Source organism: Streptomyces sp. NPDC020489 (assembly GCF_044386545.1).
GTDB lineage: Bacteria > Actinomycetota > Actinomycetes > Streptomycetales > Streptomycetaceae > Streptomyces.
The window spans coordinates 283,168-309,616 of record NZ_JBIRUZ010000006.1; the positions used below are offsets into that span (position 1 = coordinate 283,168).

General features: G+C 73.2%; 26 protein-coding genes. 15 read left to right on the plus strand and 11 right to left on the minus strand.

Features of this window, described 5'->3' with window-relative positions:
* The first annotated feature begins 139 nt into the window (after positions 1 to 139).
* Entirely contained in the window at positions 140 to 319 is a 180-nt protein-coding gene (locus ACH41F_RS18375) for a hypothetical protein (RefSeq protein ID WP_391234243.1), read from the plus strand.
* Between the two features lie 77 nt (positions 320 to 396).
* On the opposite strand, the gene ACH41F_RS18380 is transcribed toward ACH41F_RS18375, so the two are convergent.
* On the minus strand, positions 397 to 1,998 hold the full coding sequence (locus ACH41F_RS18380) for a FadD3 family acyl-CoA ligase (protein ID WP_398836568.1): 1,602 nt from the start codon (positions 1,996 to 1,998) through the stop codon (positions 397 to 399).
* Between the two features lie 95 nt (positions 1,999 to 2,093).
* On the opposite strand from ACH41F_RS18380, the gene ACH41F_RS18385 reads away from it, so the two are divergent.
* Genes ACH41F_RS18385 through ACH41F_RS18395 form a run of 3 tightly spaced genes read left to right on the plus strand, consistent with a single transcriptional unit; the run spans position 2,094 to position 4,423 of the window.
* Positions 2,094 to 3,242 carry a lipid-transfer protein gene (locus tag ACH41F_RS18385; protein ID WP_391234239.1) on the plus strand — a complete coding sequence of 383 codons (1,149 nt, stop codon included), beginning with the start codon at positions 2,094 to 2,096 and terminating at the stop codon, positions 3,240 to 3,242.
* Between the two features lie 3 nt (positions 3,243 to 3,245).
* On the plus strand, positions 3,246 to 3,653 hold the full coding sequence (locus ACH41F_RS18390) for an OB-fold domain-containing protein (RefSeq protein WP_391234237.1): 408 nt from the start codon (positions 3,246 to 3,248) through the stop codon (positions 3,651 to 3,653).
* On the plus strand, positions 3,650 to 4,423 hold the full coding sequence (locus ACH41F_RS18395) for an enoyl-CoA hydratase-related protein (RefSeq protein WP_391234235.1): 774 nt from the start codon (positions 3,650 to 3,652) through the stop codon (positions 4,421 to 4,423). Before ACH41F_RS18390 ends, ACH41F_RS18395 begins: the two co-directional genes overlap by 4 nt.
* Here the strand turns inward: ACH41F_RS18395 and ACH41F_RS18400 are convergent.
* From ACH41F_RS18400 to ACH41F_RS18410, 3 genes are all read right to left on the minus strand, one after another.
* Entirely contained in the window at positions 4,410 to 4,973 is a 564-nt protein-coding gene (locus ACH41F_RS18400; protein ID WP_391234233.1) for a hypothetical protein, read from the minus strand. The two genes, ACH41F_RS18395 and ACH41F_RS18400, sit on opposite strands and share 14 nt — an antisense overlap.
* 78 nt (positions 4,974 to 5,051) lie before the next feature.
* A complete protein-coding gene (locus ACH41F_RS18405) occupies positions 5,052 to 7,388 on the minus strand; it encodes a PQQ-binding-like beta-propeller repeat protein (RefSeq protein WP_391234232.1) in 2,337 nt (778 codons plus the stop codon).
* A 169-nt stretch (positions 7,389 to 7,557) separates the two neighbouring features.
* Complete coding sequence (locus ACH41F_RS18410; protein WP_391234231.1) at positions 7,558 to 8,304, minus strand: VOC family protein; 747 nt, start codon at positions 8,302 to 8,304, stop codon at positions 7,558 to 7,560.
* Positions 8,305 to 8,437: 133 nt separating this feature from the next.
* Here ACH41F_RS18410 and ACH41F_RS18415 point away from each other — a divergent pair, with 133 nt between their 5' ends.
* The gene (locus ACH41F_RS18415; RefSeq protein ID WP_391234425.1) at positions 8,438 to 9,073 is read left to right on the plus strand and encodes a TetR family transcriptional regulator; all 636 of its coding nucleotides are present in this window, start codon (positions 8,438 to 8,440) and stop codon (positions 9,071 to 9,073) included.
* Between the two features lie 73 nt (positions 9,074 to 9,146).
* Here the strand turns inward: ACH41F_RS18415 and ACH41F_RS18420 are convergent, their stop codons facing one another.
* Positions 9,147 to 9,599, minus strand: a complete 453-nt coding sequence (locus ACH41F_RS18420) for an Lrp/AsnC ligand binding domain-containing protein (RefSeq protein WP_391234230.1) — start codon at positions 9,597 to 9,599, stop codon at positions 9,147 to 9,149.
* An 82-nt stretch (positions 9,600 to 9,681) separates the two neighbouring features.
* Here ACH41F_RS18420 and ACH41F_RS18425 point away from each other — a divergent pair, with 82 nt between their 5' ends.
* Entirely contained in the window at positions 9,682 to 10,302 is a 621-nt protein-coding gene (locus ACH41F_RS18425) for a LysE family transporter (RefSeq protein WP_391234229.1), read from the plus strand.
* On the opposite strand, the gene ACH41F_RS18430 is transcribed toward ACH41F_RS18425, so the two are convergent.
* Both ACH41F_RS18430 and ACH41F_RS18435 read right to left on the minus strand, forming a co-directional pair.
* The gene (locus ACH41F_RS18430) at positions 10,297 to 10,770 is read right to left on the minus strand and encodes a nitroreductase/quinone reductase family protein (RefSeq protein WP_391234228.1); all 474 of its coding nucleotides are present in this window, start codon (positions 10,768 to 10,770) and stop codon (positions 10,297 to 10,299) included. The genes ACH41F_RS18425 and ACH41F_RS18430 overlap by 6 nt on opposite strands.
* Entirely contained in the window at positions 10,767 to 11,945 is a 1,179-nt protein-coding gene (locus ACH41F_RS18435) for an acyl-CoA dehydrogenase family protein (RefSeq protein WP_391234227.1), read from the minus strand. Before ACH41F_RS18435 ends, ACH41F_RS18430 begins: the two co-directional genes overlap by 4 nt.
* An 83-nt stretch (positions 11,946 to 12,028) precedes the next feature.
* Here ACH41F_RS18435 and ACH41F_RS18440 point away from each other — a divergent pair, with 83 nt between their 5' ends.
* The 3 genes from ACH41F_RS18440 to ACH41F_RS18450 all read left to right on the plus strand — a co-directional run bounded on the left by ACH41F_RS18440 (position 12,029) and on the right by ACH41F_RS18450 (position 14,480).
* Entirely contained in the window at positions 12,029 to 13,201 is a 1,173-nt protein-coding gene (locus ACH41F_RS18440) for a thiolase C-terminal domain-containing protein (protein WP_391234226.1), read from the plus strand.
* Between the two features lie 111 nt (positions 13,202 to 13,312).
* Positions 13,313 to 13,738 carry a pyridoxamine 5'-phosphate oxidase family protein gene (locus ACH41F_RS18445; protein ID WP_391234225.1) on the plus strand — a complete coding sequence of 142 codons (426 nt, stop codon included), beginning with the start codon at positions 13,313 to 13,315 and terminating at the stop codon, positions 13,736 to 13,738.
* A gap of 43 nt (positions 13,739 to 13,781) precedes the next feature.
* Positions 13,782 to 14,480, plus strand: a complete 699-nt coding sequence (locus ACH41F_RS18450; RefSeq protein WP_398836572.1) for a pyridoxal 5'-phosphate synthase — start codon at positions 13,782 to 13,784, stop codon at positions 14,478 to 14,480.
* Between the two features lie 340 nt (positions 14,481 to 14,820).
* Here ACH41F_RS18450 and ACH41F_RS18455 read toward each other — a convergent pair whose 3' ends face one another.
* From ACH41F_RS18455 to ACH41F_RS18465, 3 genes are read right to left on the minus strand one after another with little or no spacing between them, the layout of a single operon-like run.
* Entirely contained in the window at positions 14,821 to 15,423 is a 603-nt protein-coding gene (locus ACH41F_RS18455) for a GNAT family N-acetyltransferase (RefSeq protein WP_398836573.1), read from the minus strand.
* 31 nt (positions 15,424 to 15,454) lie between these two features.
* Positions 15,455 to 15,871 carry an OB-fold domain-containing protein gene (locus tag ACH41F_RS18460; RefSeq protein ID WP_391234222.1) on the minus strand — a complete coding sequence of 139 codons (417 nt, stop codon included), beginning with the start codon at positions 15,869 to 15,871 and terminating at the stop codon, positions 15,455 to 15,457.
* Complete coding sequence (locus ACH41F_RS18465) at positions 15,871 to 16,320, minus strand: DoxX family protein (RefSeq protein ID WP_391234221.1); 450 nt, start codon at positions 16,318 to 16,320, stop codon at positions 15,871 to 15,873. The genes ACH41F_RS18460 and ACH41F_RS18465 overlap by 1 nt, the downstream gene beginning before the upstream one ends.
* Before the next feature lie 192 nt (positions 16,321 to 16,512).
* Here ACH41F_RS18465 and ACH41F_RS18470 point away from each other — a divergent pair, with 192 nt between their 5' ends.
* The 6 genes from ACH41F_RS18470 (at position 16,513) to ACH41F_RS18495 (ending at position 25,112) form a co-directional block, all read left to right on the plus strand.
* Positions 16,513 to 18,123 (plus strand): subtype B tannase, encoded by a 1,611-nt coding sequence (locus ACH41F_RS18470; RefSeq protein WP_398836575.1) that lies wholly within the window; start codon positions 16,513 to 16,515, stop codon positions 18,121 to 18,123.
* Between the two features lie 271 nt (positions 18,124 to 18,394).
* The gene (locus ACH41F_RS18475; protein WP_398836577.1) at positions 18,395 to 19,585 is read left to right on the plus strand and encodes a flavin-containing monooxygenase; all 1,191 of its coding nucleotides are present in this window, start codon (positions 18,395 to 18,397) and stop codon (positions 19,583 to 19,585) included.
* Between the two features lie 159 nt (positions 19,586 to 19,744).
* Positions 19,745 to 21,229: a flavin monoamine oxidase family protein gene (locus ACH41F_RS18480; RefSeq protein ID WP_398836579.1), complete on the plus strand. Its 1,485-nt coding sequence runs from the start codon at positions 19,745 to 19,747 to the stop codon at positions 21,227 to 21,229.
* A gap of 180 nt (positions 21,230 to 21,409) precedes the next feature.
* The gene (locus ACH41F_RS18485) at positions 21,410 to 23,635 is read left to right on the plus strand and encodes an acetate--CoA ligase family protein (RefSeq protein ID WP_391234217.1); all 2,226 of its coding nucleotides are present in this window, start codon (positions 21,410 to 21,412) and stop codon (positions 23,633 to 23,635) included.
* Positions 23,635 to 24,426 carry an enoyl-CoA hydratase-related protein gene (locus ACH41F_RS18490; RefSeq protein WP_391234216.1) on the plus strand — a complete coding sequence of 264 codons (792 nt, stop codon included), beginning with the start codon at positions 23,635 to 23,637 and terminating at the stop codon, positions 24,424 to 24,426. Before ACH41F_RS18485 ends, ACH41F_RS18490 begins: the two co-directional genes overlap by 1 nt.
* 95 nt (positions 24,427 to 24,521) lie before the next feature.
* Positions 24,522 to 25,112 (plus strand): flavin reductase, encoded by a 591-nt coding sequence (locus ACH41F_RS18495; protein ID WP_391234215.1) that lies wholly within the window; start codon positions 24,522 to 24,524, stop codon positions 25,110 to 25,112.
* A 7-nt stretch (positions 25,113 to 25,119) separates the two neighbouring features.
* Here ACH41F_RS18495 and ACH41F_RS18500 read toward each other — a convergent pair whose 3' ends face one another.
* Complete coding sequence (locus ACH41F_RS18500) at positions 25,120 to 26,427, minus strand: MFS transporter (RefSeq protein WP_398836581.1); 1,308 nt, start codon at positions 26,425 to 26,427, stop codon at positions 25,120 to 25,122.
* Positions 26,428 to 26,449: the final 22 nt, after the last annotated feature.

A 26,449-nucleotide genomic window follows, 5' to 3' on the forward strand; every position in this document is an offset into this window, starting at 1 on the left:
GTCGATCCGTCGCGTCGGGGGGCAGACGGGTCCACCACGGAGGGCCGCCGACAAGGTGAGCGGTCCTCGACGCCCGTCCGGCGGCCCTCGGGGGAGTCGCCGGGCGGGTCCACAGCCGGCTGACAGGAGTTGCGGACCCATGACCGACACCACGAAGAACGACGGCGACATCAAGCCGCTCGACATCCACGTGACCGACGCGCCCGCGGGCACGGACGGCGACGTCCTCAAGCCCACCGACATCCACGTCACGGACGAGAAGGCGGGCACGGACACGGTGAAGCCGACGGACATCCACGTCACGGACGAGCCTGCCTGACCCACTCGGAGCTTCTTCCCGCACGGGGATCGGCCGCGGCGGCGCGGAGGGGATGCCGCCGCGGCCGAGGCATGCCCTCACACGGCGTCCGCCGCCCGCCCCGGCCCGCGCAGCCGCCCCTTCACCACCTTGCCGCTCGCGTTGCGGGGCAGCTCGCCCACGAACTCGACCTCTCGTGGCACCTTGTAGTTCGCCATCTCCCGCCGGGACCAGGCGATCAGGTCGTCCGCCGTCGTCACCGACCCCGGGCGCCGCACCACGTACGCCTTGGCTACTTCGCCCAGGCGCGGGTCCGGGACGCCGACCACGGCGACGTCCAGGACGTCCGGGTGGAGGCCGAGGAGCTGCTCTATCTCGGCCGGGTAGGCGTTGAACCCGCCGACGATGAACATGTCCTTGAGACGGTCGGTGATGCGGAGGTTGCCCGCCTCGTCCAGGACACCGACGTCGCCCGTCCGCAGCCAGCCCTCCGGGTCCAGGACCTCCGCGGTCGCGACCGGGTCCTGGTAGTAGCCGCGCATCACATGGAAGCCGCGGACCAGGACCTCGCCGGGGGTGCCCGCGGGCAGGGGGGCGCCGGTCGGGTCCGCCACCCGGACCTCCGTGCCCGGGATCGCCCGCCCCGAGGTGGACGCGATCACCGACGGGGGGTCGCCGCGGCGGCACATGGTGACGACGCCGCTCGCCTCGGAGAGGCCGTAGGCGGTGAGGACGGTCTCCACGCCGAGTTCGCCGCGCAGCCGTTCCACCAGGGTCAGCGGGACGACCGCGGCGCCGGTCACCACCAGGCGCAGCGCGGACAGGTCGTGGGCCGTCCGGGAGGGGTGGTCCAGGAGGGACTGGTGCAGGGTCGGGGGGCCGGGCAGCACGGACACGCGTTCCGCGGCGATGTTCGCCAGCACGGTGTCCACGTCGAAGACCGGCTGGGGGATCATCGTCGCGCCCCGCATGAGGCAGGCGATCACGCCCGCCTTGTAGCCGAAGGTGTGGAAGAAGGGGTTGACGATCAGATACCGGTCGCCCTGCCGCAGGCCCGCCAGTTCGCTCCAGATCGCGTAGGCCCGCAGGGTCTGGGCGTGGGTGATGACCGCGCCCTTGGGGCGGCCGGTGGTCCCGGAGGTGAAGACGATGTCCGAGGGCCACGAGCCGCGCACCGAGGCCGCCCGCCGCCGGACCTCCGCCTCGTCCACGCCGTCCCCGCCGGCGAGGAAGTCCTTCCAGCTGCGGTAGTCGGCCGGGGCGTCGTCGGACAGGACGACGACCTGTTCCAGCGCGGGCAGCCCGGGCCCGTCCGCGAGCGCCCTGCGCAGCGAGGCGACGTAGGAGGTGCCGAGGAAGGTGCCCGTCACGAACAGCAGGCGCGCGCCGCTCCTGCGCAGGACGTCGGCCGCCTCGCCGCCCTTGAACCGGGTGTTCAGCGGCACCAGCACCGCCCCGGCGGACACCGCGCCGAGCGCCGCGACCATCCAGTCCAGGCTGTTGGGGGCCCAGATCGCGACCCGGTCGCCGGGTGCCACCCCGCTCGCCACGCAGGCCGCCGTCGCCCGCTCCACGCGCTCGCCCAGTTCGGCGTACGTCACCCGGGTACGGCCCTCCACGACGGCTTCCACGTCCGCGTACCGCCGCGCCGCCGACCGGACCAGACCCGGAACGCTTCCCCACTCCTCGTCTCCGCGCACAACCGGCCTCCAGAACCCACTAGCTGACTGACCGTCAGATTAGCTGTAGCCTGACGCACTGTCAGCCAGGTGGACAGCCCTCGCGGAGGTGCCCCATGACCGGACTCAAGGACGCCACCGCCATCGTCGGCATCGGCCAGACGCCCTTCGCCAAGAACCTCCCCGAGGACGAGAGAACGCTCGCCTGCCGGGCCGTTCTCGCCGCCCTGGACGACGCCGGCATCGCCCCGGGCGAGGTCGACGCGCTCGCCTCCTTCACCATGGAGGAGACCGACGAGGTGGAGCTGGCGAAGGCGGTCGGCCTCGGCGACCTCACCTTCTTCAGCAAGGTCGGCTACGGGGGCGGCGGTTCCTGCGCCACCGTCGCCCATCTCGCGGCCGCCATCGCCTGCGGACAGGCGACGGTGGGGGTGGCCTGGCGGTCCCGCAAGCGCGGCTCGGGACCCCGGCCCTGGCGCGACACCGTCGCCCAACTCCCCACCCCGGCCCAGTGGACCCGCCCCTACGGGCTGCTGCGGCCGGTCGACGAGATCGCCATGCTCACCCGCCGCTACATGCACGAGTACGGCGCCACCCGGGACCACCTGTTCAACGTGGCCCTCGCCTGCCGCAACCGCGCCAACCAGAATCCGGCCGCCGTCATGTACGAGCGCCCCCTCACCCGCGAGATGTACATGACCTCCCGCTGGATCAGCGAGCCGCTCTGCCTGTTCGACAACTGCCTGGAGACGGACGGGGCGTTGGCCTGTGTCGTCGTCAGCAGGGAGCGCGCCCGCGACTGCCCCCACACCCCGGTCTACGTCCACTCCGCCGCCCAGGGCCTGCCCGCCCAGCACCACGGCATGGTCAACTACTGGAACGACGACCCGCTCTCCGGCCCCGCCTGGACCGCCGCCCGGCATCTGTGGAAGCACGCCGACCTCACCCCCGAGGACGTGGACGTCGCCCAGATCTACGACGCGTTCACCGCCCTGATCCCGCTCTCCCTGGAGGGCTACGGCTTCTGCGGGCGCGGCGAGGGCGGGGCGTTCACCGAGCAGGGCGCCCTGGAGATCGGCGGGCGGCTGCCGCTCAACACCGGCGGCGGCGGCCTCAGCGAGGCCTACGTCCACGGCTTCAACCTCATCAACGAAGGCGTCAAGCAGCTGCGCGGGACCGCTGCCGCCCAGGTCCCGGACGCCGCGACCTGCCTGGTCACCGCCGGTGAGGGCGTCCCCACGTCCGCGCTCCTGCTCAGGAGGTAACCCGTGCTCACCCCCGTCGTCGACCCCGAGGGCGCCCCCTTCTGGCACTACGCCGCCCAGGGCGAACTCCGCGTCCAGACCTGCGCCGACTGCCGCGCACCCCGCTTCCCGCCCCGCCCGTGCTGCCCGCGCTGCCAGTCCTTCGACAGCGGCTGGGAGAAGGTCAGCGGTTACGGCCGGGTCTGGTCGTACGTGGTCCCCCATCCCCCGCTCCTGCCGGACTACGCGGAGCGGGCGCCGTACAACGTCGTCGTCGTCGAACTCGACGAGGACCCCCGCATCCGGCTGGTCGGCAACCTGGTCGCCTCGGCCGGGGCGCCGCTCGACTCCGTCGATCCGGGGCGGATCCGGATCGGCGCCCGGGTGCGGGCGGTGTTCGCCGACGGGCTCGTGCAGTGGGTGGCGGCGTGAGCGGGCTGCGGATCACGGCCGACCAGGACACCGGCGTTGCCGTCGTCACCCTGGACCGGCCGCACCGGCTCAACGCCATCGACCTCGCCCTGCGCGACGAACTCGTCGCGTGCTGGGGCGCGTTGCGGTTCGACGACACCGTGCGGGCGATCGTCCTCACCGGGGCGGGCGAGCGCGCCTTCTGCACCGGCCTGGACCGGGACGCCGAGGTTCCGCAGCCCGGCTCCCCCTACATGACCGACGATCCGCTCCTGCGCGTCGGGCCCAAGGCGAACGACCTGTGGAAACCGGTGATCGCCGCGGTGCGGGGCATGGCCTGCGGGGGCGCCTTCTACCTGCTCGGGGAGGCGGACTTCGTCGTCGCCGACACCACCGCCGCCTTCTTCGACCCGCACACCAGTTACGGCATGGTCAGCGCCTACGAGTCGGTCCTCCTGGCGCAGCGGATGCCGTACGGCGAGGTCGCCCGGATGATGCTCATGGGGACGGCGGAGAGGGTCTCCGCCGAGCGGGCCCTCGCCGTCGGGCTGGTCTCCGAACTCACCGAGCCCGGCGCGGCGTTGGAGGCGGCGGTGGAGTGTGCCGCGGTCATCGCCGGGTATCCGGCCGAGGGCGTCCAGGGCACGGTCCGCGCCCTGTGGGCGGCCAAGGAGGCCGCTCTCGCCGCCGGGTTCGCTCAGGCCCCGCATCTGATCTCGCTGGGGAACCTGCCGGGCGAGCGGCAGGCGGAGCTGTTCGCCGCCCGCCGCTCCGGGTTCAGGACCCGGTGACGTCGTCCCAGGTGGACGAGGCGACCGGGTCCAGGTCGCAGTGGTCGACCTTGGCGGCGTTCTCCTCGACGTCGGTCACCTCGATCCGCAGGGTCTTCGTGCCGTAGGCGGGCACGGTGACCTGCTCGGTGGTGCCGTCGACCACGTCGTCGTCGGCTTCCATGAAGGTGAGGTGGACGTCGAAGGTGCTCCCGGTGCTGTTCGGGTTGGTGACCTCGACCGTCGCGTACGCCTCCGCCACCGTCGCACAGCTGATCAGCCGCGCCGTACCGTCCTCATGGCCGGACGGGGACGACTCCCCGGACGAACCCCCGGAATAGTCGTCGTCGTAGTTGTCGTCGTCGTAGTCGTCGTAGTCGTGGTACGTCCCCGAGCCGCCACCCGAGGTGGACGACGAGCTGTCGTGGTCCTGGCTGGAGCTGCTGCATCCGCCCCCACTGTGACCACCGCTCCCGTGCCGGCCCTTCGTGCTCGTCGAGAACCCGGACAGGGCCAGGACCACCAAGGCGATGACGGCTGTGAACTTGAGAGTGCGCCCCCGTGCGATCATGCCGCCACTCTAGCGAGCAGTTGTCACGGCCATGCCACTACGTGGTGCCCGTTCCGTACGACGGCCATGACCAGCGGCTCACGCGGTCCTGGCCGTCCCCGTCCCCTTCTCCGCGTCCAGCGCGTACACGCAGCGGTCCTTGCTGCACGCGTACACCACGCCGTCCTTGACGACCGGGGCGCCGGTGATCTCGCCGCCGGTGGCGAGCTTCCAGCGCAGCCGGCCATCGTCGGCCTTGAGGGTGTACAGCAGGTGGTCGGTGGAGCCGAAGTGGATGCGCCCCTCCGCGACCGCGGGCGTGCCCACGATGTCGCCGCCGGACTGGAAGCGCCACTTCGGGGTGCCCGTGACCGCGTCCAGGGTGTAGAGCCCCTTGCCGCTGCCCACGTGGACATGGCCCGCGACCACCAGCACCGGCTCGATGGAGGCCCGGGACTCGGTGGCGATGCGCCAGCGGTCGCGGCCGTCGGAGGCGTCCAGGGCGTAGACCGTGCCGAGGTAGTCGGCGAGGTACACGCCGCCGCCGGTCACCGCGGGGCCGGGGACGAAGGCGGGCGGGCACAGGAAGACCGCGGGGGCCTCGAAGTGCCACTTCACCTGGCCGGTGGCGATGTCCAGCGCGAGCACCCGGGTGCCGGCGGAGACGTACGCGTAGCCGTCCGGGGCGTGCGTCACCCGGACCGGTACGCCGCCGCAGGAGGCCGCGTCGCCGATGGGGTACGACCAGCGCTCGTCGCCGGTGCGGGCGTCCAGGGCGCGCAGCCGGGCGTCCTGCCAGACGTAGACCGTGCCGTCGTGCAGGGCCGGGCCCGCCTCGGGGGACTCGAAGTCCGTCTGCGCGCCGGTGATCTCCCACAGCTTCTGGCCGCCCGAGGCCTCCCAGGCCTGGACGCCGCCGCCCCGGGTGCCGGTGACGACGGTGCCCCGGTCGGCCTTGAGGGAGTAGACCCAGGCGTCCGTCTGCAACCGCCACAGATCGGCGCCCTCGCGGGCCTCCAGGGCGAAGAGGGTGGGGCCGTCGGAGGCGTGGATACGGCCGTCCGCGACCGCCATCGACCAGGCGACGTCCCGGGTCTTGAAGCGGCGCCGTCCGGTGGCCACGTCGAGGGCGTGCACCTCGAAGGAGGTGACGTAGACGAGGTCGTCGGCGACGGCGGGGGTGCCCCACACGTCGTTCGACATCCGGAACCGCCAGGGGCGCCAGCCGCCGCCGGGCTCCGGGGCCGGCGGGGGCGCCGGGATGACGGGGTCGGCGCCGTTGACACCGGGGCGCGGCTTGGACCAGCTGGCGACCAGCCCGGCCTCCGGCGGCGGCGCCTTCACGGCGGCGGCGCGGGCGTCGGCGACGCGCGGTCCGGGCCCGATGGGGACCTGGGCGCCCGCCAGGCGCACCGGGCCGGTGTCGGGGGCGCCGACGGGCACGCGCGCGGGGACGACGGGGTCGTGCGGGGGCGGCGGCGGCACGGGGGCGACGCGGCCGCCCGCGCTGCGGCCGGCGGGGCCCGGTCTGACGGCCGTCCGCCCGTTGCGGCGGCCCTCGATCAGGCTCACCGCGCGCTCGGGCAGCCAGGCCGACGCCGTACCGCTGTCGTCGGAGCCGGAGCCGAAGAGGTGGGGGGCGAGCTGGGCCTGGAGGTCGGCCGGGTTGGGGCGGCCGGTGGCGTCCATCTGCATGCAGGACTCGATGAGCGGGCGCAGCTCGTCCGGGAGGCCTTCGAGGTCGGGGCCCTCGCGCAGCAGCATGAAGACCGTCTCGACCGGGTTGGCGCCGTGGAAGGGCGGGTGGCCGGTGGCGGCGAAGACCAGCATCGAGCCGAGCGAGAAGACGTCGCTCGCGCCGGTCACGCTGCGGGAGTCCTTGGCCTGCTCGGGTGACATGTAGGCGGGGGTGCCGACGGCGACGTTCGTCATCGTCAAACGCGTGTTCGATACGCCGGAGGCGATACCGAAGTCGATCACCCGCGGGCCGTCCTCGACGACCAGGACGTTCGACGGCTTGAGGTCGCGGTGCACCAGTCCCGCGCCGTGGATCGACTGGAGGGCCTCGGCGACGCCCGCCGCGAGCCAGCGCACCGCCTGGGCCGGCAGCGGCCCGCACTCGTTCACTATCTCCTCGAGGGAGGGCGCGGGAACGTACGCGGTGGCCAGCCAGGGCACGGCCGCACGGGGGTCGGCGTCGACGACGGCCGCGGTGTAGAAGCCGGAGACGGCCCGGGCCGCCTCCACCTCCCGGGTGAAGCGGACGCGGAACAGCTGGTCCTCGGCGAGTTCCGTACGGACCGTCTTGATCGCCACGCGCCGGCCGGACGCCGAGCGCGCGAGATAGACCAGCCCCATGCCGCCGGCGCCCAGCCGTCCCAGCACCTCGAACGGCCCGATCCGCCGCGGATCGTGCTGTGTCAGCTGATCCACCACTTGCCTGCCACCTCCCCGTACGGGCCGCGTCACACCCTTATGCACGCGACCCCGTGCAGCGTCTCACCACCGCACCGCCATGGCGGCACGCACCCTGATTCTTCCTGGCCGAGGCGCAGGTTGCGAACCCGGGTGCACATCGGGATGTCTCACGCCAAAACAGTAGGTCTCAGCGCTCGGACTTCCCGGCGGCACGCTCCAGCAGCGCGAAGGACGCCCCCTGATTGTCGGTGACGACGGCCGCTTTCCCGTACGACGTCTCGAAGGGTGGAGCCTGGACCCGCCCACCGAGCCGGCTCACCGCGGCGAGGGCCGCCGCACAGTCCTCGACGCCGAAGTGGACGAGGAAGTGGGGCGGCATCTCGGCCGGGAAGACGTCCAGCACGGGGGCCCGGCCGAAATCGGGGGTCGCCCCGGGCCCGAACAGGGCGTCGTGGAAGAGCCCGCCGTAGAAGGTGTTGGCCGCCTCGGTGTCCCGTGCGTACAGCTCGGCCCAGACGAACGCGCCCGGCTCGTGCCGCACCCCGAAACCGGTGTGGGTGTCCGGCTCCCACAGCCCGAAGACGGCGCCCTCCGGATCGGTGACCAGGGCGCTGGTCCCGAGGTCGCCGACCGGCACGGGGGCGGTGACGACCTGTCCGCCGGCCGCCCAGACGCGGTCGGCGAGGCCCTCGATGTCGGGGGTCGCGAAGTACACCGTCCAGACGGTGGGCATCCGCCCGTCCGTCTTGTGCGCGAGCGCGGCGACCGGCTCGCCCTCCCGCAGGGCCCACACGGCCCCGCCGTACCGCTGCTCCTCGAAGGTCCACCCGAAGAGCTCACCGTAGAACCGCTTGCCCGCCTCGACGTCGGGAAGCTGCGCGTCCACCCAGCACGGGACGCCCTCTCCGTACGTGGATGCCCTGTTTTCGGCCATACCGCCAAACTAACGGCGACTCACGCACCCCGCAGACCAGCGCACCAGCGCCGAAGAGCCCGCGCACCCCATTTGCAGTCGGCCGAATCGCGCTCCCATCACCCCTCGGTAAGCTGACGGCATGACAGGACAAGTGCGTACCGTCGACGGCCGCGTGGCCGGCCGGCGTGGGCAGGCGACCCGGCAGAAGCTGCTCGACTGCCTCAGCGAGATGCTCAGCTCCTCCCCTTACCGGGACGTCAAAGTCATCGATGTCGCCCGGAAGGCGGGCACTTCACCCGCGACCTTCTACCAGTACTTCCCGGACGTCGAGGGCGCCGTCCTGGAGATCGCCGAGCACATGGCCACCGAGGGCGGCCAGTTGACCCAGCTGCTCGAAGGGCGGTCCTGGGTCGGCAAGGCCGGCTGGAGCACCGCGCAGGAACTCGTGGACGGGTTCCTGGAGTTCTGGCGCAGGAACGACGCGATCCTCAGGGTCGTCGACCTCGGCGCCGCCGAGGGGGACAAACGGTTCTACAAGATCCGTATGAAGATCCTGAACTCCGTGAACAACTCCCTGGCCGACGCGGTGGCCGAGTTGCAGTCCAAGGGCAAGGTCGACAAGGACGTGAACCCGGCGGCGGTCGCCGGTTCGCTGGTCGCGATGCTCGCGGCCGTCGCCTCGCACCAGAAGGGCTTCCAGAGCTGGGGTGTCAAGCAGGCCGAACTCAAGCCCAACCTGGCGCTGTTGGTCTATCTGGGCGTGACCGGGAAGAAGCCGACCAAGTAGCCGAAGTCCTTTTTCAGGCACCAAGTCCTGTCTGGCGGGCGGTGGTTCACCCCTGGTGAGCCGCCGCCTGCCGCTATGCCGGCAGCGGCCGGTCGGTGACCACGTGCTTCATCACCAGTGTGGACGTCAGCCGCTGTACCCCCGGCAGCGTGGCCAGCCGTTCGTCGTACAGCCGTTGATAGGCCGCGAGGTCCGCCGCGACCACCCGCAGCAGATAGTCCGGCTCCCCGAACAGCCGCTGCGCCTCCTGCACCCCCTCCACCTCCGCCACCGCCCGCTCGAACCCGGCGACGGTGTCCCGGTCCTCCTGCCGCATGGTCACGAACACCAGGGCCTCGAAGTTCAGCCCGACGGCCGAGGGCCGCACGACCGCCCGGTAACCGCTGATGGCGCCGGCCCGCTCCAGCTCCCGCAGCCGCCGGTGGCAGGGCGAGACGCTGAGCCGCACCCGGGCCGCCAGCTCGGTCACGGTCAGTCGCCCGTCCTGCTGAAGCTCGGCAAGGATTTTCCGGTCCACGTCGTCCATGGGGAAAATCCTTTCACGCACCCCGCGATCATGAGCAAACTTCGGGAACACTTTCGGGCCATTCACGCCTAATGTCCCCAGCATGGACCTCGGGCTGCTGTTCTCCTTCCTCGCCGTCGACCTGCTGCTGGTCTGCGTCCCCGGCGCCGACTGGGCGTACGCGATCTCCGCGGGCCTGCGCGGCGGGCAGGTGGCGGCGGCCGTGGGCGGCCTGGTCAGCGGGTACGCCCTGCACACCGTCCTGGCGGCGGCGGGCCTCGCCGTCCTGGTCGCGGGCTCCCCCGCGCTGCTCACCGCGCTGACGGTGGCCGGGGCGGCCTATCTGGTGTGGCTGGGCTGGACCGTGCTGCGCCGACCGGGGGTCCCGGGGGCCGGCGAGACGGTCCGGACGGGCGGCGCGCGCGTCTTCCTGCGCGGCGCGACGATCAGCGGCCTCAACCCCAAGGGCCTGCTGCTCTACCTGTCCGTCATGCCGCAGTTCCTCACCACGACGGGCGCGCGCCTCCCGGTCGCCGCCCAGACCACCGCCCTCGGCCTGCTGCACATGGCGGCCTGCGCCGCCGTCTATCTGACGGTCGGCCGCACGGCCCGCACGGTCCTGGGCGCCCGCCCGGCTGCGGCCCGCGCGGTCACCCGGACCTCGGGGGCGGCGATGCTCGGGATCGGCGCCTTCCTCCTCGTACAGCGGCTGGCGACGCTATGACCTCGGGACGATCCGGAAGACGCGGATCTCCCGCGCCACCCGCTGCTGGTAGGCGGCGTACGGCGGCCAGAACACCAGCAGCCGGTCCCACACGGCCGCGCGCTCCGCTCCCTCGAGGAGCCGGGCGCGGACCGGGACGTCCCTCCCCTTCCAGCTGATCTCGGCGTCCGGGTGGGCGAGGAGGTTGTGGGTCCAGGCGGGGTGGTCCGTGCGGCCGAAGTTGGAGCCGATGAGGATCCAGCTCCGGCCGTCCTCCTCGGGCATGCAGGCCAGCGGCGTCCGCCGGACCAGCCCGCTGCGGGCGCCGGTGGAGGAAAGGATCACGCCCGGCAGCATCTGCGCGCTGAGGATGACCCTCCCGCGGGTGAGCCGGTGGACGGCCCGGTCCAGTGCCGGGATCACATGGGGGGCCACCTTGGCGAACCCCCGCGTCGACGAGATCCGCTGCACCGCGCGTTCCCCGATCACACCGCCACCTCCGGCCGTCCCGGTCCGAAGAGCCGCGCCGCGTCGGCCGCGTGCGCCCGCAGCCGGTGCACCGGCCCGAACAGCAGCTCGTCGCCGGCGGCCCGCTTGAAGTACAGCTGGACGTCGTGCTCCCAGGTGAAGCCGATGCCCCCGTGCAGCTGGATCCCCTCGCCCGCGGCGCCGCGCAGCGCCTGGAGCCCCTGGGCGAGGGCGAGGGCGCCGACGCGTTCCCCGTGCGCCGTGGCCCAGGCCGCGTAGTAGGCGGCCGAGCGTGCCGCCTGGACCGCCACGTACACGTCGGCCAGCCGGTGCTTGACCGCCTGGAAGGAGCCGATGGGCCGCCCGAACTGCTCCCGCCGGCCCACGTACTCCACGGTCCGCTCCAGCACCCGGTCGGCGGCCCCGACGGCCTCGCAGGCCAGGACGGCGGCGGCGCGGTCCCCGAGCAGGGCGAGCGCGCCGAGCACGTCCGCGCCCTCCTCGCCCAGCAACTCGGCGTCCACGTCCCTGAGGTGGAGCCGGGCGAGGGGGCGGGTGGCGTCGAGGGCGGTCTGCCGTGCGCGCACCAGCCCGTCGGCGTCGCCGGGGACGAGGAAGAGCAGGGTGCGGGAGCGGGCGAACCCGCCGGTGTGCGCGGCGACGAGGAGCATGCCGGCCGAGTGCCCGTCCAGGACGTGCCCGATCTCGCCGTACAGCGTCCAGCGGTCCCCGGCGCGGCGGGCCTGCACGCCGCCCGCGCGGCCGCCGCCCGCCCAGTCCCCGTCGTTGCCGGCGACCAGGGCGAGGCCGGTCGCGGGTGCGGCGAGGGTGGCGGTCAGCGAGCCCGCGGCGATCCGGGGGAGCAGGGCGTCGCGCTGGGTCCCGGTGCCGAGGGCGAGGATCAGCGGGGCGGCGAGGACGGCGGTGGCGAGCAGGGGCGAGGGGGCGAGGACCCGTCCGGTCTCCTCCGCCGCGAGGGCGAGCTCGGTGACCGAGCAGCCGACCCCGCCGTACGCCTCGGGGAGGGCGAGACCGGGCAGGCCGAGCTGTTCGGCGAGCGCGGTCCACAGCCCGGTGTCGTACCCGGCGGGGGTGTCGACGGCGGCCCGCAGCTCCTGCGCGCCGCACCGCTTGTGCAGCAGTTCGCGCAGGGCGCGGCGGATCTCGTCCTGCTCGGCGGTGAAGCCGGCGTCCATGGCGACCCCTTCCCTCCGGATCTGACGGTCCGTCATATTAGGAGCGGTGGGTCCAGTTGCCCAGACAGAGGGAGAGACCATTCATGACTGCCGGAACCCGCAAGGTCGCCGTGGTCGGGGTGGCCCTCTCCGACTGCGGCCGGCTGGACGACGTGACGCCGTACGCCCTGCACGCGCAGGCCGCGCGCCGGGCCCTGGCGGACGCCGGGCTCGACCGGTCGCTGGTGGACGGCTTCGCCTCGGCCGGCCTGGGCACGCTGGCGCCCGTCGAGGTCGCCGAGTACCTGGGGCTGCGGCCGAGTTGGGTCGACTCCACCTCCGTGGGTGGCTCGACCTGGGAGGTCATGGCGGCCCACGCGGCGGACGCGATCGCGCTGGGCCACGCCGACGTGGTGCTGCTGGTCTACGGCTCGACCGCCCGGGCCGACGTCAAGGCGGGCCGCCGCACCGGCACCCTGTCCTTCGGCGCCCGCGGGCCGCAGCAGTTCGAGGTCCCCTACGGCCACACCCTGATCGCCAAGTACGCCATGGCGGCCCGCCGCCACATGATCGAACACGGGACGACGATCGAGCAGTTGGCGGAGGTGGCGGTCCAGGCCCGGGCGAACGCGGCCCTGAACCCCGAGGCGATGTCCCGCACCCCGATCACCGTCGACGAGGTGCTGTCCGGCCCGATGATCGCGGACCCCTTCACCAAGCTGCACTGCTGTCTGCGCTCCGACGGCGGGGCGGCGGTCCTGCTGGCGGCGGAGGAGTACGCGCGGGACTGCCGCACCGCCCCCGTCCGGGTCCTCGGCACGGGCGAGTACGTCTCCCACGCCACGATGTCCGAGTGGCCGGACTTCACGGTGTCCCCGGCGGCGGTCAGCGGCCGCCTCGCCTTCGAACGGGCGGGCGTGAGACCGGCGGAGATCGACCTCGCCGAGATCTACGACGCCTTCACCTACATGACGTTGGTGACCCTGGAGGACCTGGGCTTCTGCGGAAAGGGGGAAGGGGGGTCCTTCGTGGAGAAGGGGCGGCTGCGGGTCGAGGGCGGGGACCTCCCGGTCAACACCGACGGCGGCGGCCTGTCCGCCCAACACCCGGGCATGCGGGGCCTGTTCCTGCTGGTGGAGGCGGTACGGCAGCTGCGGGGCGAGGCGGGGGCCCGGCAGGTGCGGCGCCGGAACGGCGACCTGCCGGCGCTGGCGGTGGCCTCGGGCACCGGGGGGTGGTTCTGCTCGTCGGGGACGGTGGTGCTGGGGCGGGGGTGAGCCGCGGCGGCTGTCGTCCCGGCGGGCACGGGATCGGCGTACCGGGGAACAGGCCTGCCCCGTAAGGGCGTTGAGCTTACGGCAGCCTGTCCCAGAGCGAGGAGGACCGTGATGGCCCTGACCCGGTCGGAGCGCGAGCAGTTCCTGGCACAGCCCCATGTCGCCGCCCTGTCGGTGACCGCCGAGGAGGGCCGCGCCCCGCTCTCCGTGCCCATCTGGTACCAGTACGAGCCCGGCGGCGACATCTGGATCATCACCGGCCTCGGCTCCCGCAAGCAGCGGCTGATCGACGCGGCGGGCCGCTTCACCCTGCTGGTGGACACGGTCGAGCCGACCCTGAGGTACGTGTCGGTGGAGGGCCCGGTCCTCGACACCAGCCCGGCCACCGTGGAGCTCCTGCGGGAGATCTCCGCGCGCTACCTGCCGCCGGAGAAGGTGGAGGGGTTCGTCGACCACGCCTGGAAGAACCACGGCGAGCAGGTGATCGTCCGCATGCGCCCGGAGCGCTGGGTGACGGCCGACATCGGCTCGGTGTGACCACCGGGCGCGGGCACGGGACGGCCCGCGCGAGAATCGGGGCATGGGAACCGATCTTCACGAGCTTCTGAGATCACTGCGGGTATGGGCGCCGGAGATCACCGAGCTGCCCCCCTTCGACCCCGACGAGGCCCCCGCCGAACCGCTCGCGCTGTTCACCCGGTGGTTCGCGCAGGCGGTGGCGGCGGGCCAGCCCGAGCCGCACACGATGTCCCTGGCCACCTCGGACGACGAGGGCCTCCCCGACGTCCGTACGGTGATGCTGCACGGCGCCGACGCCACCGGCTGGTCCTTCGCCACCCATGTCACCAGCCGCAAGGGCCGCCAGCTGACCGCGCGCCCGTACGCGGCCCTCGGTTTCTACTGGCCCGCCCTCGGCCGCCAGGTCCGCCTCCGCGGCCCGGTCACCGCCGCCGCCTCCGCGGAGGGCCAGGCCGATCTGCACGCCCGCTCCACGGGCGCCCTGGCCGCGGCCCTGACCGGGCGGCAGAGCGAGGTCCTGGGGTCCCTGGCGGAGCTGGCCGAGGTGTCCGAGGCCGCCTGGACCGAGGCCCGGCGCAGCCCGGACTCCCCCGTCCCGACCTGGACCCTCTACCGGCTGGCCCCGGACGAGGTGGAGTTCTTCCAGGGAGACGCCCGGCGGCGGCATGTGCGGCTCGCGTATCGCCGTACGGCATCGGGGGCGGGGGCCGGGGCGGGGGCCGTGTCGGGAGGCTGGAGCCGCGTCCTGCTCTGGCCCTGACGCCCGACGCCCGCAGCGGGGGGCCCGGGACGGGCCGGACCCGGGGCGGCCCCTCACCCCGGGGGTGGCAACTCGCCGAGCTGGTGGGGCCGTTGGCGTCGGCGCAGGTCGGCCTTGGCGCCGGTGTGCCGCTGCCGGGCGTCGGTGAGGCGCGGGTCGTGTCGTGGTGTGCGGCCACTGCCGGCAGCGTGTGCCCCGGGGTGGCCAGGTGCCCGGCCAGGGCCTGCTCCTACTCCTGCTCCTGCTCCTGCTCCCGCTCCCGCGCCTTCGCCGCGGTGAGAGTGCAGGAAGGTTCCGGCAATGGCGAGGAACGCGTCGGGATCCTCGACCAGGGTCCCCTTCATCGCGCCCCCACCTCCGGGTCGGTGGCCAGTCGGGCGTGCAGGTGCACATCCCGGAACGCGTCCTGCCGGCCCGCCTCGAACATCGCTCCGCGCAACGTGCCCTCGTAGGGGAAGCCGCAGCGCTCGGCTATGCGGCAGGAGGCGTGATGGCCGAGGGCGTGGCCGAGTTCGAGGCGGTGCAGGCCCAGGTCGGCGAAGGCCCAGCGGGCGACGAGGGTGAGGGCGCGGGCGGCGACGCGGTGGCCACGGGCCTCGGGCAGAACCCAGTAGCCGATGCGGGCGACCCGGACGACGTGGTCGATCTCGTTGACCCCGATGTGCCCCAGCGTCGTGCCGCTGGCCGCGTCCGTGATCCGGAACGCGGCGCTGGCGCCCTCCGCCACGCTCCGCGCGCCGGCGCGCAGCGAGGCGCGGGCGCCCTCGAGGTCGGTGACCGTCTTCAGGGGGGTGTTCCAGCGCCGGAACTCGGGGTCGGAGCGGCCGCGCAGCCAGGCCGCCGCGTCGGCGTCGGAGTCGGGGTCCCAGTGCCGCAGCCGCAGCCCGTGGCCGAGCAGTTCGGGAGCGGGGTGGCTCGGGGACCGTTCGCGTGTATGGGACATCGGGCCATTGAATACGGAAGGGGCCCGCCGATCACCCCCTCGGCCGGAGCACCGCGGTCCCTTTCGGCCGGAACACGGGGATGCCTTGCCGGAAACCGACCTCCAGGGCCAGGCCGGCCCGCAGGGACCCGGGTGCGCAGTCCACCACCTCCGTCATCATCCGCGGCCCTTCGGAGAGTTGGACGACGGCGGCGACGTACGGGGTGCGCTCCCCGAAGGGCGGCAGGTCGTTACGGTGGACGATGGACCAGGTGTACAGCTGCGCCTCGCCGCTCGCCCGCTCCCAGCGGACGTCCTCGCTCCAGCAGTGCGGGCAGAACTCGCGCGGGTAGTGGTGGGCCCGCCCGCACGCCCCGCAGCGGCGGACCAGCAGCCGGCCCTCCCCGGCGGCGTCCCAGTAGGCGCGCGTGAAGGCGTCCGCCTCGGGGAGGTCGTGGCGCGCCTCCATCAGAACCATCCCAGCGCCGCGTCCAGGGACCAGCTCTGCCAGGACATCGCGAACAGCGCGACCACGGAGATCAGCGCCATCATCGCGTTCTGCCCCTGCTCGGCCCAGTCGTGGATCATCAGCGTGAAGTAGAGGAGGTTCAGGAGCAGTCCGCCGATCAGCGCGACCGGGGTCAGCAGCCCGGCCACCAGGCCGAGGCCGAGGGCCAGTTCGGCGTAGACGACGACGTACGCCATGGTCCGCGGCCGGGGCGCGACCATCACCTGGAAGCCCGAACGCACCGCGTTCCAGCGGTGCTTGGCGGCGACGTCGGCCGCCCAGGCGATGCCGGTGCCGCGTTCGAACCAGCCCTTCTTGTCCTTGTGCCGCCAGCTCTCCAGCCACCACAGCCCGAGTCCGATCCGCAGCAGGGCGAGCCACTGCGCCCCGGTGAGCCAGAGGGAGTCCATGGATCTGACGGTACGTCAGATAAAGCCTCGCGGGGAAGACCGTGTGCCCAGGCCGGGAGAAACCTGTGCGTCGGCCTCGAAGCTGTGCGTCGGCCATGAGTCCGGGCAGATTGTTGGCAATCTTGTTGGCACTCACCTACGTTCGAAGGCGCAAGGAGACAGCGGTCTCGGGGCCGAGCGAGAGGCATCACCGTGAAGCACAGGGCAGTCAGGCGCAGGAGTGTCGTGCTGGGCATCGGCGCGACGGCCGGGGTCGCGGCCGTCGGCGGCGTCGCCCTGAGCGCCCGGGCCGACAGCGGGAGCAGCGGTACGACGTCCTCCGGGGCCCTGGTCTTCGACAAGGACGCCTACACGGTCAAGACGACCACGGTCACCGACACCCACGGCGACGAGCACAGCGTCACGTACCACTTCTGGAAGGCCGTCACCTACGTCGCCAAGCCGGTCGACGCGACCTACCAGTCCCTGATCGTCAGCGCCCCCGTCGAGATCGACGGCACGGCGGTCGACCCCAGCGACGCGCCGATCCTGTTCGCGAACTCCGTAGGCGGTTACATGCCTTCCTCGGTCGCCGAGGCCACCGGGGTCGGCGCGGGCGGCATGTCCACGGGCGGCGGTGGCGCGCCCGGCGGCGCCACGCCCAGCGGTTCACCCTCCGCCGCCCCCAACGCCAACGACAACACCAACGCGAACGGGGGCGCGACCGCGAGCAACCAGCTCCTCGCGCTCGCGGCCGGCTATGTCGTCGTCGAGCCCGGCGCCCGCGGCCGCACCCTGAAGAACTCCGTCGGCGAGTACTACGGCACCGCCCCCGCCGCGATCGTCGACCTCAAGGCGGCCGTGCGGTACGTCCGCTTCAACAAGGGCCGCATCCCCGGCGACACCGACCGGATCGTCTCCGCCGGCACCAGCGCGGGCGGCGCCCTGTCCTCGCTGCTCGGCGCCTCCGGCGACGGCGCGCTCTACGACGAGGCGCTCGCGGAGATCGGCGCCGCCGACGCCTCCGACGCGGTCTTCGCGGTCGGCGCCTGGTGCCCGATCACCGACCTGGAGCACGCCGACGGCGCCTACGAGTGGAACTGGGGCACCAACGCGCTCGGCACCGGCGACCAGGTCGACCAGAGCGTCTCCAGGGAGCTCCGCTCGCAGTTCGCCGAGTACCAGGCCTCCCTGAAGCTGAAGGGCCTGAACGGCTTCGGCACGCTCAACGCCCGCAACTACGACACGTACCTGTTGAAGCAGTACATGGAGCCGTCGGCCACGGCCTACCTGGCCGCCCTGTCGGACTCCGAGCGCGCGGCCTACCTGGCGAAGAACACCTTCCTCACATGGTCCGGCGGCCGGGCGAGCTTCTCCTGGGAGGACTTCCTCACCCACGTCGGCGCCCGCAAGAAGACCGCCCCGGCCTTCGACGCCCTCGACCTGTCGGCGGGCGAGAACAACCTGTTCGGCACGGGCACCACCGCCTCCCGCCACTTCACGGCGTACGGCGCGAGGAACGACTCCACGGGCCTGGGCTCGAAGCGGGTCGCGGGCGACATCCCCGAGAAGCTGCGCCTGATGAACCCGATGTACCACCTGGCGCGGAAGAACCCGGGCCGCGCCAGGCACTGGTGGATCCGGCTCGGCACCAACGACACGGACACCTCGCACGTGATCTCCGCCAACCTCGCGGCCGCCGCGAAGGCTCTGGGCGACGAGGTGAACCACCTCTACTACTGGGACCAGGGCCACGGCGCCAACACCGACCCCGGCGACTTCATCACCTGGATCGCGAAGGTGACGGGCCACAGCCAGAGGTGACCCCCTAGAGCGCGGTGCCAGGTTTCCCGTCATAGGACCAGGCCACCGCACCACCACGGCGCCGGGCCCCGCCACGCGGGCGGTCCCGGCGCCGTGGCCCCGCCCCGGCCGCGGCTCGGGGGCGGCTCGGGGCGTCCCTCACCCGTTCCGCCACAACCGGGCGCCCTACGCCACGATTCGCACCCACTCCTCCTACGGGCGTGATCGATCCGCAACCAATTCCGGTCTTGACCGAGACCCATCAACGGTTTGTCTGATTACGCTCGCGAACATGTCCGACTTCGCCGACCTGCCAGCGCCCTCCGCGGCCCGCCCCGTGTACGTCATCGGCGGCGGTCCGGCCGGTCTCGCCGCCGCCCACGCGCTGCGCGCCCGGGGCATCCGTGCCGTGGTGCTGGAGAGGTCCGACCGGGTCGGGGCGTCCTGGCGGCGCCACTACGACCGCCTCCGCCTGCACACCACCCGCCGCCTCTCGGCCCTGCCGGGGCTCGCGATGCCCCGCCGGTTCGGCCGCTGGGTCGCCCGCGAGGACGTGGTGCGCTACCTGGAGAAGTACGCCGAGCACCACGAGCTGGAGACCGTCACCGGCGTGGAGGTCTCCCGCGTCGAACGCTCCCCCGACGGCACCGGGTGGCTGCTGCACGCCACCGGCGGCCGCGAACTGACCGGCGCCGCGGTGGTCGTCGCCACCGGCTACAACCACACCCCGCTGATCCCCGACTGGCCGGGCCTGAAGTCGTACACCGGCGACCTCGTCCACGCCGCCGACTACCGCGCACCCGGCCCCTACGCCGGCCGGGACGTCCTGGTCGTCGGCGCCGGCAACACCGGCGCGGAGATCGCCGTGGACCTGGTGGAGGGCGGCGCCTCGCGGGTACGGCTCGCGGTGCGCACCGTCCCGCACATCGTGCGCCGCTCCACGGCGGGCTGGGCCGCCCAGTACACGGGGGTGCTGGTACGCCGGCTGCCCGTCGGCCTCGTCGACCGGCTCGCCCGGCCGATGGCGAGGCTCAGCGTGCCGGACCTCTCCGCGCACGGCCTGCCCCGCCCCGACACCGGCCTCTACACCCGGGCCCGCGAGGGCGCCATCCCCGTCCAGGACGTCGGTCTCATCGCCGCCGTGCGCTCCGGCAAGGTCGAGGTCGTGGCCGCCGTCGAGGGCTTCGAGGACGCCGAGGTGCTCCTCGCCGACGGCACCCGCGTCACCCCGGACGCGGTGATCGCGGCCACCGGGTACAGCCGCGCCCTGGAGGACCTCCTCGGCCACCTCGACGTCCTGGACGAGCGGGGGCTGCCGGTGGTCAACGGGCCGCGCGCCCCGCGGAACGCGCCGGGCCTGTACTTCACCGGGTTCGTCACCCCCCTCAGCGGGACCCTCAGGGAAGTGGCGAAGGACGCCGAGCGGATCGCGCGGACGATCGCCAGGGACGGGACCCGGCAGGTCTCCGGGCTCCCCGTCTGACGCGGCGCCCTCTCCGTCAACTCCCTCACGTGCGGCTTTCGTTACTCCTGGGTCAGAAGTAGCGAGAGAGCTGTACGCCGCCACCGCACGGGGCCAGAATGTGAGCACTGTTCATGTTCTGGCTCCACTCCCACCTCTCGCTCTTGACGGAGGACGCACGTGGCACGCGATAGACAGCTCTCCCGCCGCTCCCTGCTCGGCGGTGCCGCCGCGGCCGGTGCCGTGACGCTCACCGGCACCGCGGCCTCGCCCGCCGCCGCGGCCACCCGGGAGGCCGACGTGGTGATCGTCGGCGCCGGGCTCGCCGGACTCACCGCGGCCCGCGACCTGGTGGCGGCCGGCAAGTCGGTGGTCGTCCTGGAGGCCCGTGACCGCGTCGGCGGCCGGGTCGTGAACCTCCCGCTCGCCAACGGCGGGGTCACCGAGGGCGGCGGCGAGTTCATCGGCCCCACCCAGGACCGCATCAAGGCCCTCGCCGACTCCCTGGGCGTCGCGACCTTCGCCACCTACAACACCGGCAAGAACCTCCTCTACAAGGACGGCAAGAGGACCCCGTACGCCACCGACGGCCTCCTCGGCTCGGTCCCGCCCATCGACGCGGCCGGTCTCGCCAACGCCGCCATCGTGCAGGCCACGTTGGACGACCTGGCCAAGCAGATACCGGTGGACGCGCCCTGGACCGCGCCGAAGGCCGGCGAGTGGGACCGGCAGACCTTCGAGACCTGGCTGCGCGCCAACGCGGTGGTCCCCTCGGCCAAGTTCCTCTTCGACGTGGCCTGCACGTCGATCTTCTCGGCCGAACCGCGCGAACTGTCCTTCCTGTTCGTGCTCTTCTACATCGCCGCCGCCGGCAACGAGACCACCGTCGGCACCCTGGAGCGCCTCACCGAGACCGCGAACGGCGCCCAGGAACTGCGCTTCGTCGGCGGCTCCCAACTGGTGCCGCTCAAGCTCGCCGCCACCCTCGGCGACCGGGTGGTGCTGAACGCCCCGGTGCGCACCATCGTCAGGTCCGGCGCCACGTACGTGGTCACCGCCGACGGGACCACCGTCACCGCCAAGAAGGTCGTCGTCGCCGTGCCCCCGCCGATCGCCGCGCGCATCACCTACGACCCGCTGCTCCCGGCCTCCCGCGACCAGCTCACCCAGCGCCTGCCGATGGCGTCGGTCGGCAAGGCCATCGCGATCTACGACACCCCCTTCTGGCGTGCCGACGGCCTCAACGGGCAGGTCGTCAGCGACACCGGCGTGGTCAGCTCCACCTTCGACAACTCCCCGCCGGACGCCTCCTACGGGGCCCTGATGGGCTTCATCGAGGCCGACGAGGCCCGCAGGTTCGACGCGGCGAGCGAGGCGGAGGTCAGAGCAGCCGTCCTGAAGGACTACACGACCTACTTCGGCGCGAAAGCGGCCTCCCCCACCTCGTTCGTCCTGCAACGCTGGAACAACGAGGCCTACACCCGCGGCGGCCCCGTCTCCATCGCCGCCCCCGGCGTCCTGACCCAGTACGGTCCGGCCCTGCGCACCCCTGTCGGCGGCATCCACTGGGCGGGCACGGAGACCTCCGTCCACTGGATGGGGTTCATGGACGGCGCGGTGCGGTCGGGCGAGCGGGTGGCGAAGGAGGTCCTGGCGGTGCTCTGAGCGGCGTCCAGGCGGGTCCGCGCCTGGCGGTGCCCCGAGCGGCGTCCAGGCGGGTCCGCCGGGCGGTGCGGTGGCGGTCCTTGCCCAACTTTGCGTGCACGACCATTCCTGACACAGCGTCAGTTCCTTTAATCTGACACTGCGTCAGTTAATCGCTGTCACACAGGAGCGGGCGGACCGATGCTTGGATCAACCCACGGCACCCTCACCACCGACTCCCGCCGGGCCCGGGTCATCGCATGCGGCGAGCAGCCCGGGCCCGCCGTCCACGGCAGGCCGGCCGACGTCGACGACCTCGACGTCAGCGGCCGCCCGCTGTACTGCGACGTCCCCGATCTGGAGCGGTTCTTCCGGCCGGAGTCGGTCGCCGTGATCGGCGCCTCCGACGGCGAGGGCCGCCCCAACACCGGCGTCACCCGGCAGCTGATCGCCTGGTCCGAGCGGGTCGGCGCCCGACTGCACCCGGTGCACCCGACCCGGCCGGCCGTCTTCGGCATCCCCTGCGTGGCCTCCGTCGCCGACCTGCCCGAACAGGTCGACCTCGCCGTACTGCTCGTGGCCGACCCGCTCCCCGTGATCGAGGAACTGGCCGAGGCGAAGGTGAGGTTCGCGGTCGTGTTCGCCTCCGGGTTCGCGGAGACCGGCGAGGCGGGCGCCGCCGCGCAGGACCGGCTGGCCGCGACCGTGCGGCGCTCCGGGATGCGGCTGCTCGGCCCGAACACCAACCTCAACGCCTTCGAGCGGTTCCGCGACGACCTCGACGGGCCCGGCATCGCCCTGATCACCCAGTCCGGGCACCAGGGCCGCCCGGTCTTCGCCCTCCAGGAGCTCGGCATCCGCCTGACCCACTGGGCGCCGACCGGCAACGAGGCCGACCTGGAGACCGCCGACTTCCTCTCCTGGTTCGCCGAGCGGCCCGAGGTGGGCGCCATCGCCTGTTACGTGGAGGGGATCAAGGACGGCCGTTCCTTCCTGCTCGCCGCCGACCGGGCCGCCCGCCGCAAGGTGCCGGTGGTCGCGGTCAAGGTGGGCCGCACCGAGACCGGCGCCCGCACGGCCGCCTCCCACACCGGCAAGCTGACCGGCGCGGACGCCGTGGTGGACGCGGCGATGCGGCAGTACGGCGTGATCCGCGTCGACGGCCTCGACGAACTCCAGGACACCGCCGCCCTGTTGGCCCGCGCCCGCCCGCCGCGGGCCGACGGGGTCGTCGTCTACTCGATCTCGGGCGGCACCGGCGCCCACGTCGCCGACCTGGCGACGCGGGCGGGCCTGGAGCTGCCCCCGCTCTCCCCGGCCAAGCAGGCCGAACTCCACCAGTGGATACCGGAGTACCTGAACGTCACCAACCCCGTCGACAACGGCGGCCACCCGGTCGGCGACTGGCGCGGCCGGAAGATCATCGACGCGATCCTCGACGACCCGTCGGTCGGCGTGCTGATCTGCCCGGTCACCGGCCCCTTCCCGCCGCTCAGCGACACACTGGTGCGGGACCTGGTGGACGCGGCCGAGCGGACCGACAAGCTGGTGTGCGTGGTCTGGGGCTCCCCGGTCGGCACCGAACCGGCCTACCGCGAGGTCCTGCTCGGCTCCTCCCGCGTCGCCACCTTCCGCACGGTCGCGAACTGCGTCACCGCGGTCCGCGCCTATCTCGACCACCACCGCTTCGTCACCGGCTACCGCTCCCCGTTCGACGAGGCCCCGCGCACCGTCTCCCCCTCCTTCCGCAAGGCGCAGGCCCTGCTGCGCCCGGGCCGGCAGCTGAGCGAGCACGCGGCCAAGCAGCTGCTGCGGGCCTACGGCATCCGGGTCCCGCGCGAGCAGCTGGTGACCAGCGCCGCGGCGGCCGTCCGCGCCGCCGGTCTGGTGGGCTACCCGGTGGTGATGAAGGCGTCCGGGGCGCAGATCGCCCACAAGACGGAGCTGGGCCTGGTGAAGATCGGCCTCACCTCCGCCAGCCAGGTCCGCGACGCCTACCGGGAGTTGACCGACATCGCCCGCTACGAAGGGGTCTCGCTGGACGGGGTGCTGGTCTGCCAGATGGTCGAGCGGGGCGTCGAGATGGTCGTCGGCGTCACCCACGACGACCTCTTCGGACCGACCGTGACGGTGGGCCTCGGCGGGGTGCTCGTGGAGGTCCTGCGCGACACCGCCGTACGCGTGCCGCCGTTCGGGGAGGAGCAGGCCCGGGACATGTGCGGGGAGCTGCGCGGGCGGGCCCTGCTGGACGGGGTCCGGGGGCGCCCGCCGGCGGATCTGGACGCGCTCGTCGAGGTCGTCCTGCGGGTGCAGCGCATGGCGCTGGAACTCGGCGGCGAGCTGGCCGAGTTGGACATCAACCCGCTGATGGTGCTGGACCGCGGCCAGGGCGCCGTGGCGCTGGACGCGCTGGTGGTGTGCCGCTGATGGCGACGGCCGGGGTGCGCCAGGAGACCCGTGACCACGTCCGCCACATCACGCTCGACCGGCCCGAGGCCCTCAACGCCCTTGCCCCGGAGCACCGGGACCACGTCATCGGGCTGCTGGGCGACGCCTCCGCCGACCCGGACGTACGGGCCGTGGTGCTCACCGGCACCGGCCGGGGCTTCTGCGCGGGCGCGGACCTGCGCGGCACGTCCGCGACGGCCGAGCGGGTCCCCGGTGACGTGGCCCGCACGATCCGCCTCGGCGCGCAGCGGCTCGTCGCGGCCGTCCTCGACTGCGAGAAGCCGGTGATCGCCGCGGTGAACGGGACGGCGGCGGGCATCGGCGCGCATCTGGCGTTCGCCTGCGACCTGGTCCTCGCGGCGCAGTCGGCCCGTTTCATCGAGGTGTTCGTCCGCCGCGGGCTGGTCCCCGACGGCGGCGGCGCGTACCTCCTGCCCCGGCTGATCGGCCCGCAGCGCGCCAAGGAGCTGATGTTCTACGGCGACGCGCTCACCGCCGCCGACGCCGAGCGACTCGGGCTGGTCAACCGGGTCGTGCCGGACGCGGAGTTGGACAAGACCGCGCGCGAGTGGGCGATCCGTCTCGCCACCGGCCCGACCCGCGCCCTCGCGCTCACCAAACAGCTCGTCAACGCCTCCCTCGACACCGACCGCGCCACCGCCTTCGCCGCGGAGGCGGCCGCACAGGAGATCAACATGACGACCGAGGACGCCCGGGAGGGCGTGGCGAGCTTCGTGGAGCGGCGGAGTCCGCGGTTCACGGGCCGCTGAGGGCGGGGCCGGCCTTTGCGCGCCCGGCGTTCCCCGCACCCCTTCCCATCTGACGGACCGTCAGCTTCAATGGGAAGGTGATGGGACAAGCAGGCATGGCAGAGGCCGCCGTCCGCTATCTCCGGTCGGCCGGGGCGCCCGCGCCCGTGGAGGCGCTGCCCCGCCCCGAGCTGCGCTGCGTCCGTGAGGGCGAGCGGGCACCGGTCGGGCAGGGCGAGTTCCGGCGGGTGCTGGGGAGCTTCGCGACCGGCGTGGCGGTGGTGACGGCCCCCGCGACCGACGCCGAGGACCCCGAGGCCGGCCCCGCCGGGTTCGCCTGCCAGTCCTTCTCCTCCCTCTCCCTCGACCCGCCGCTGGTCACCTTCATGGTCGGCCGCACCTCGACGACCTGGCCCCGCATCGCGCGCGCCGGGGTCTTCTGCGTCAACGTCCTCGCCGCCCACCAGGGCGAGCTGTGCCGCGGCTTCGCGGTGAGCGGGGCGGACAAGTTCGCGGGCGTGCCCTATGACGCGGCACCCTTCTCGGGGGCACCGCGCCTCGCGGACACGCTCGCGTGGATCGACTGCGCGATCCACGCGGTGCACACCGGCGGCGACCACCTGATCGTGGTGGGGCGGGTGGCGGCCCTGGGAGCGAGCGAGGAGGAGCGGGCGCCGCTGCTGTTCCACAAGGGCCGGTTCGTCTAGCGGCGGCTCACACCAGGGCCGGGACGACCGTGGCCGGCCGCCGCCTGATCACCAGCGCCATCAGCGCCGCCACCGCGCACAGCGCCCCGGACGTGTACCAGACCGTGTCGTACGCGCCGAAGGCGTCCCGTGCCACGCCGCCGAGGAAGGCCACGAGCGCCGCCCCGACCTGGTGCGAGGCGAGGACCCAGCCGAAGACGATCGCGCTGTCGTCGCCGTACTGCTCGCGGCAGAGCGCGACGGTGGGCGGGACGGTGGCGACCCAGTCCAGGCCGTAGAAGACGATGAAGAAGATCATCGGCGGGTGGACGCTCGGCCCGAGCAGCATGGGCAGGAACAGCAGCGAGATCCCGCGCAGGGCGTAGTAGACCGCGAGCAGCCGGCGCGCGTCGAAGCGGTCGGTGAACCAGCCCGAGGCGATCGTGCCGACCACGTCGAACACCCCGATGACCGCGAGCAGCGAGGCGGCCGCGGTGACGGGCATGCCGTGGTCGTGGGCGGCGGGCACGAAGTGGGTCTGGATCAGGCCGTTGGTGGAGGCGCCGCAGATCGCGAAGGTGCCGGCGAGCAGCCAGAACGGGCCGGTGCGGGCGGCCTTGTAGAGCACGGTGACCGCGCGGCGGGCGGCGCCCGGCACGGGCTCCGGCTTGGGCACGAACTCCGTCGCGCCGTACGGCTTCAGGCCCACGTCGGCGGGGTGGTCGCGCAGCAGCAGCCAGACGAAGGGGACGACCGCGAGGGCGGCCAGGGACACCGTGACGGCCGCCGGGCGCCAGTCGTGCCGCTCCACCATCCAGGACAGCGCCGGCAGGAAGATCAGCTGGCCGGAGGCGGAGGCGGCGGTCAGGATGCCGGTGACCAGGCCGCGCCGCGTGGTGAACCAGCGGTTGGTGACCGTCGCCGCGAACGCCAGCGCCATCGACCCGGAGCCCAGGCCCACCAGCAGCCCCCAGCACAGCAGCAACTGCCACGCCGCCGTCATCCACACCGTCAGCCCCGAGCCGGCCGCGATCGCGGTGAGCGCCACGGCGACCACCCGGCGGATGCCGTAGCGGTCCATCAGCGCGGCCGCGAAGGGGGCGGTGAGCCCGTACAGGGCGAGGTTGATCGAGACGGCCGCGCCGATCGTGCCGCGCGACCAGCCGTACTCCTGGTGCAGCGGGTCGAAGAGCAGGCCGGGCAGGGAGCGGAAGGCGGCCGCCCCGATGATCGTCACGAAGGTGACGGCGGCCACGTACCAGGCGCGGTGGATGCGGCTCGGCTTCTTTCCCGTGCGGGGCGCCTGGACGGCGTCGGGTCCGGTTGTCTGGGTCACGCCATAGAGCTTCCGATCTGCC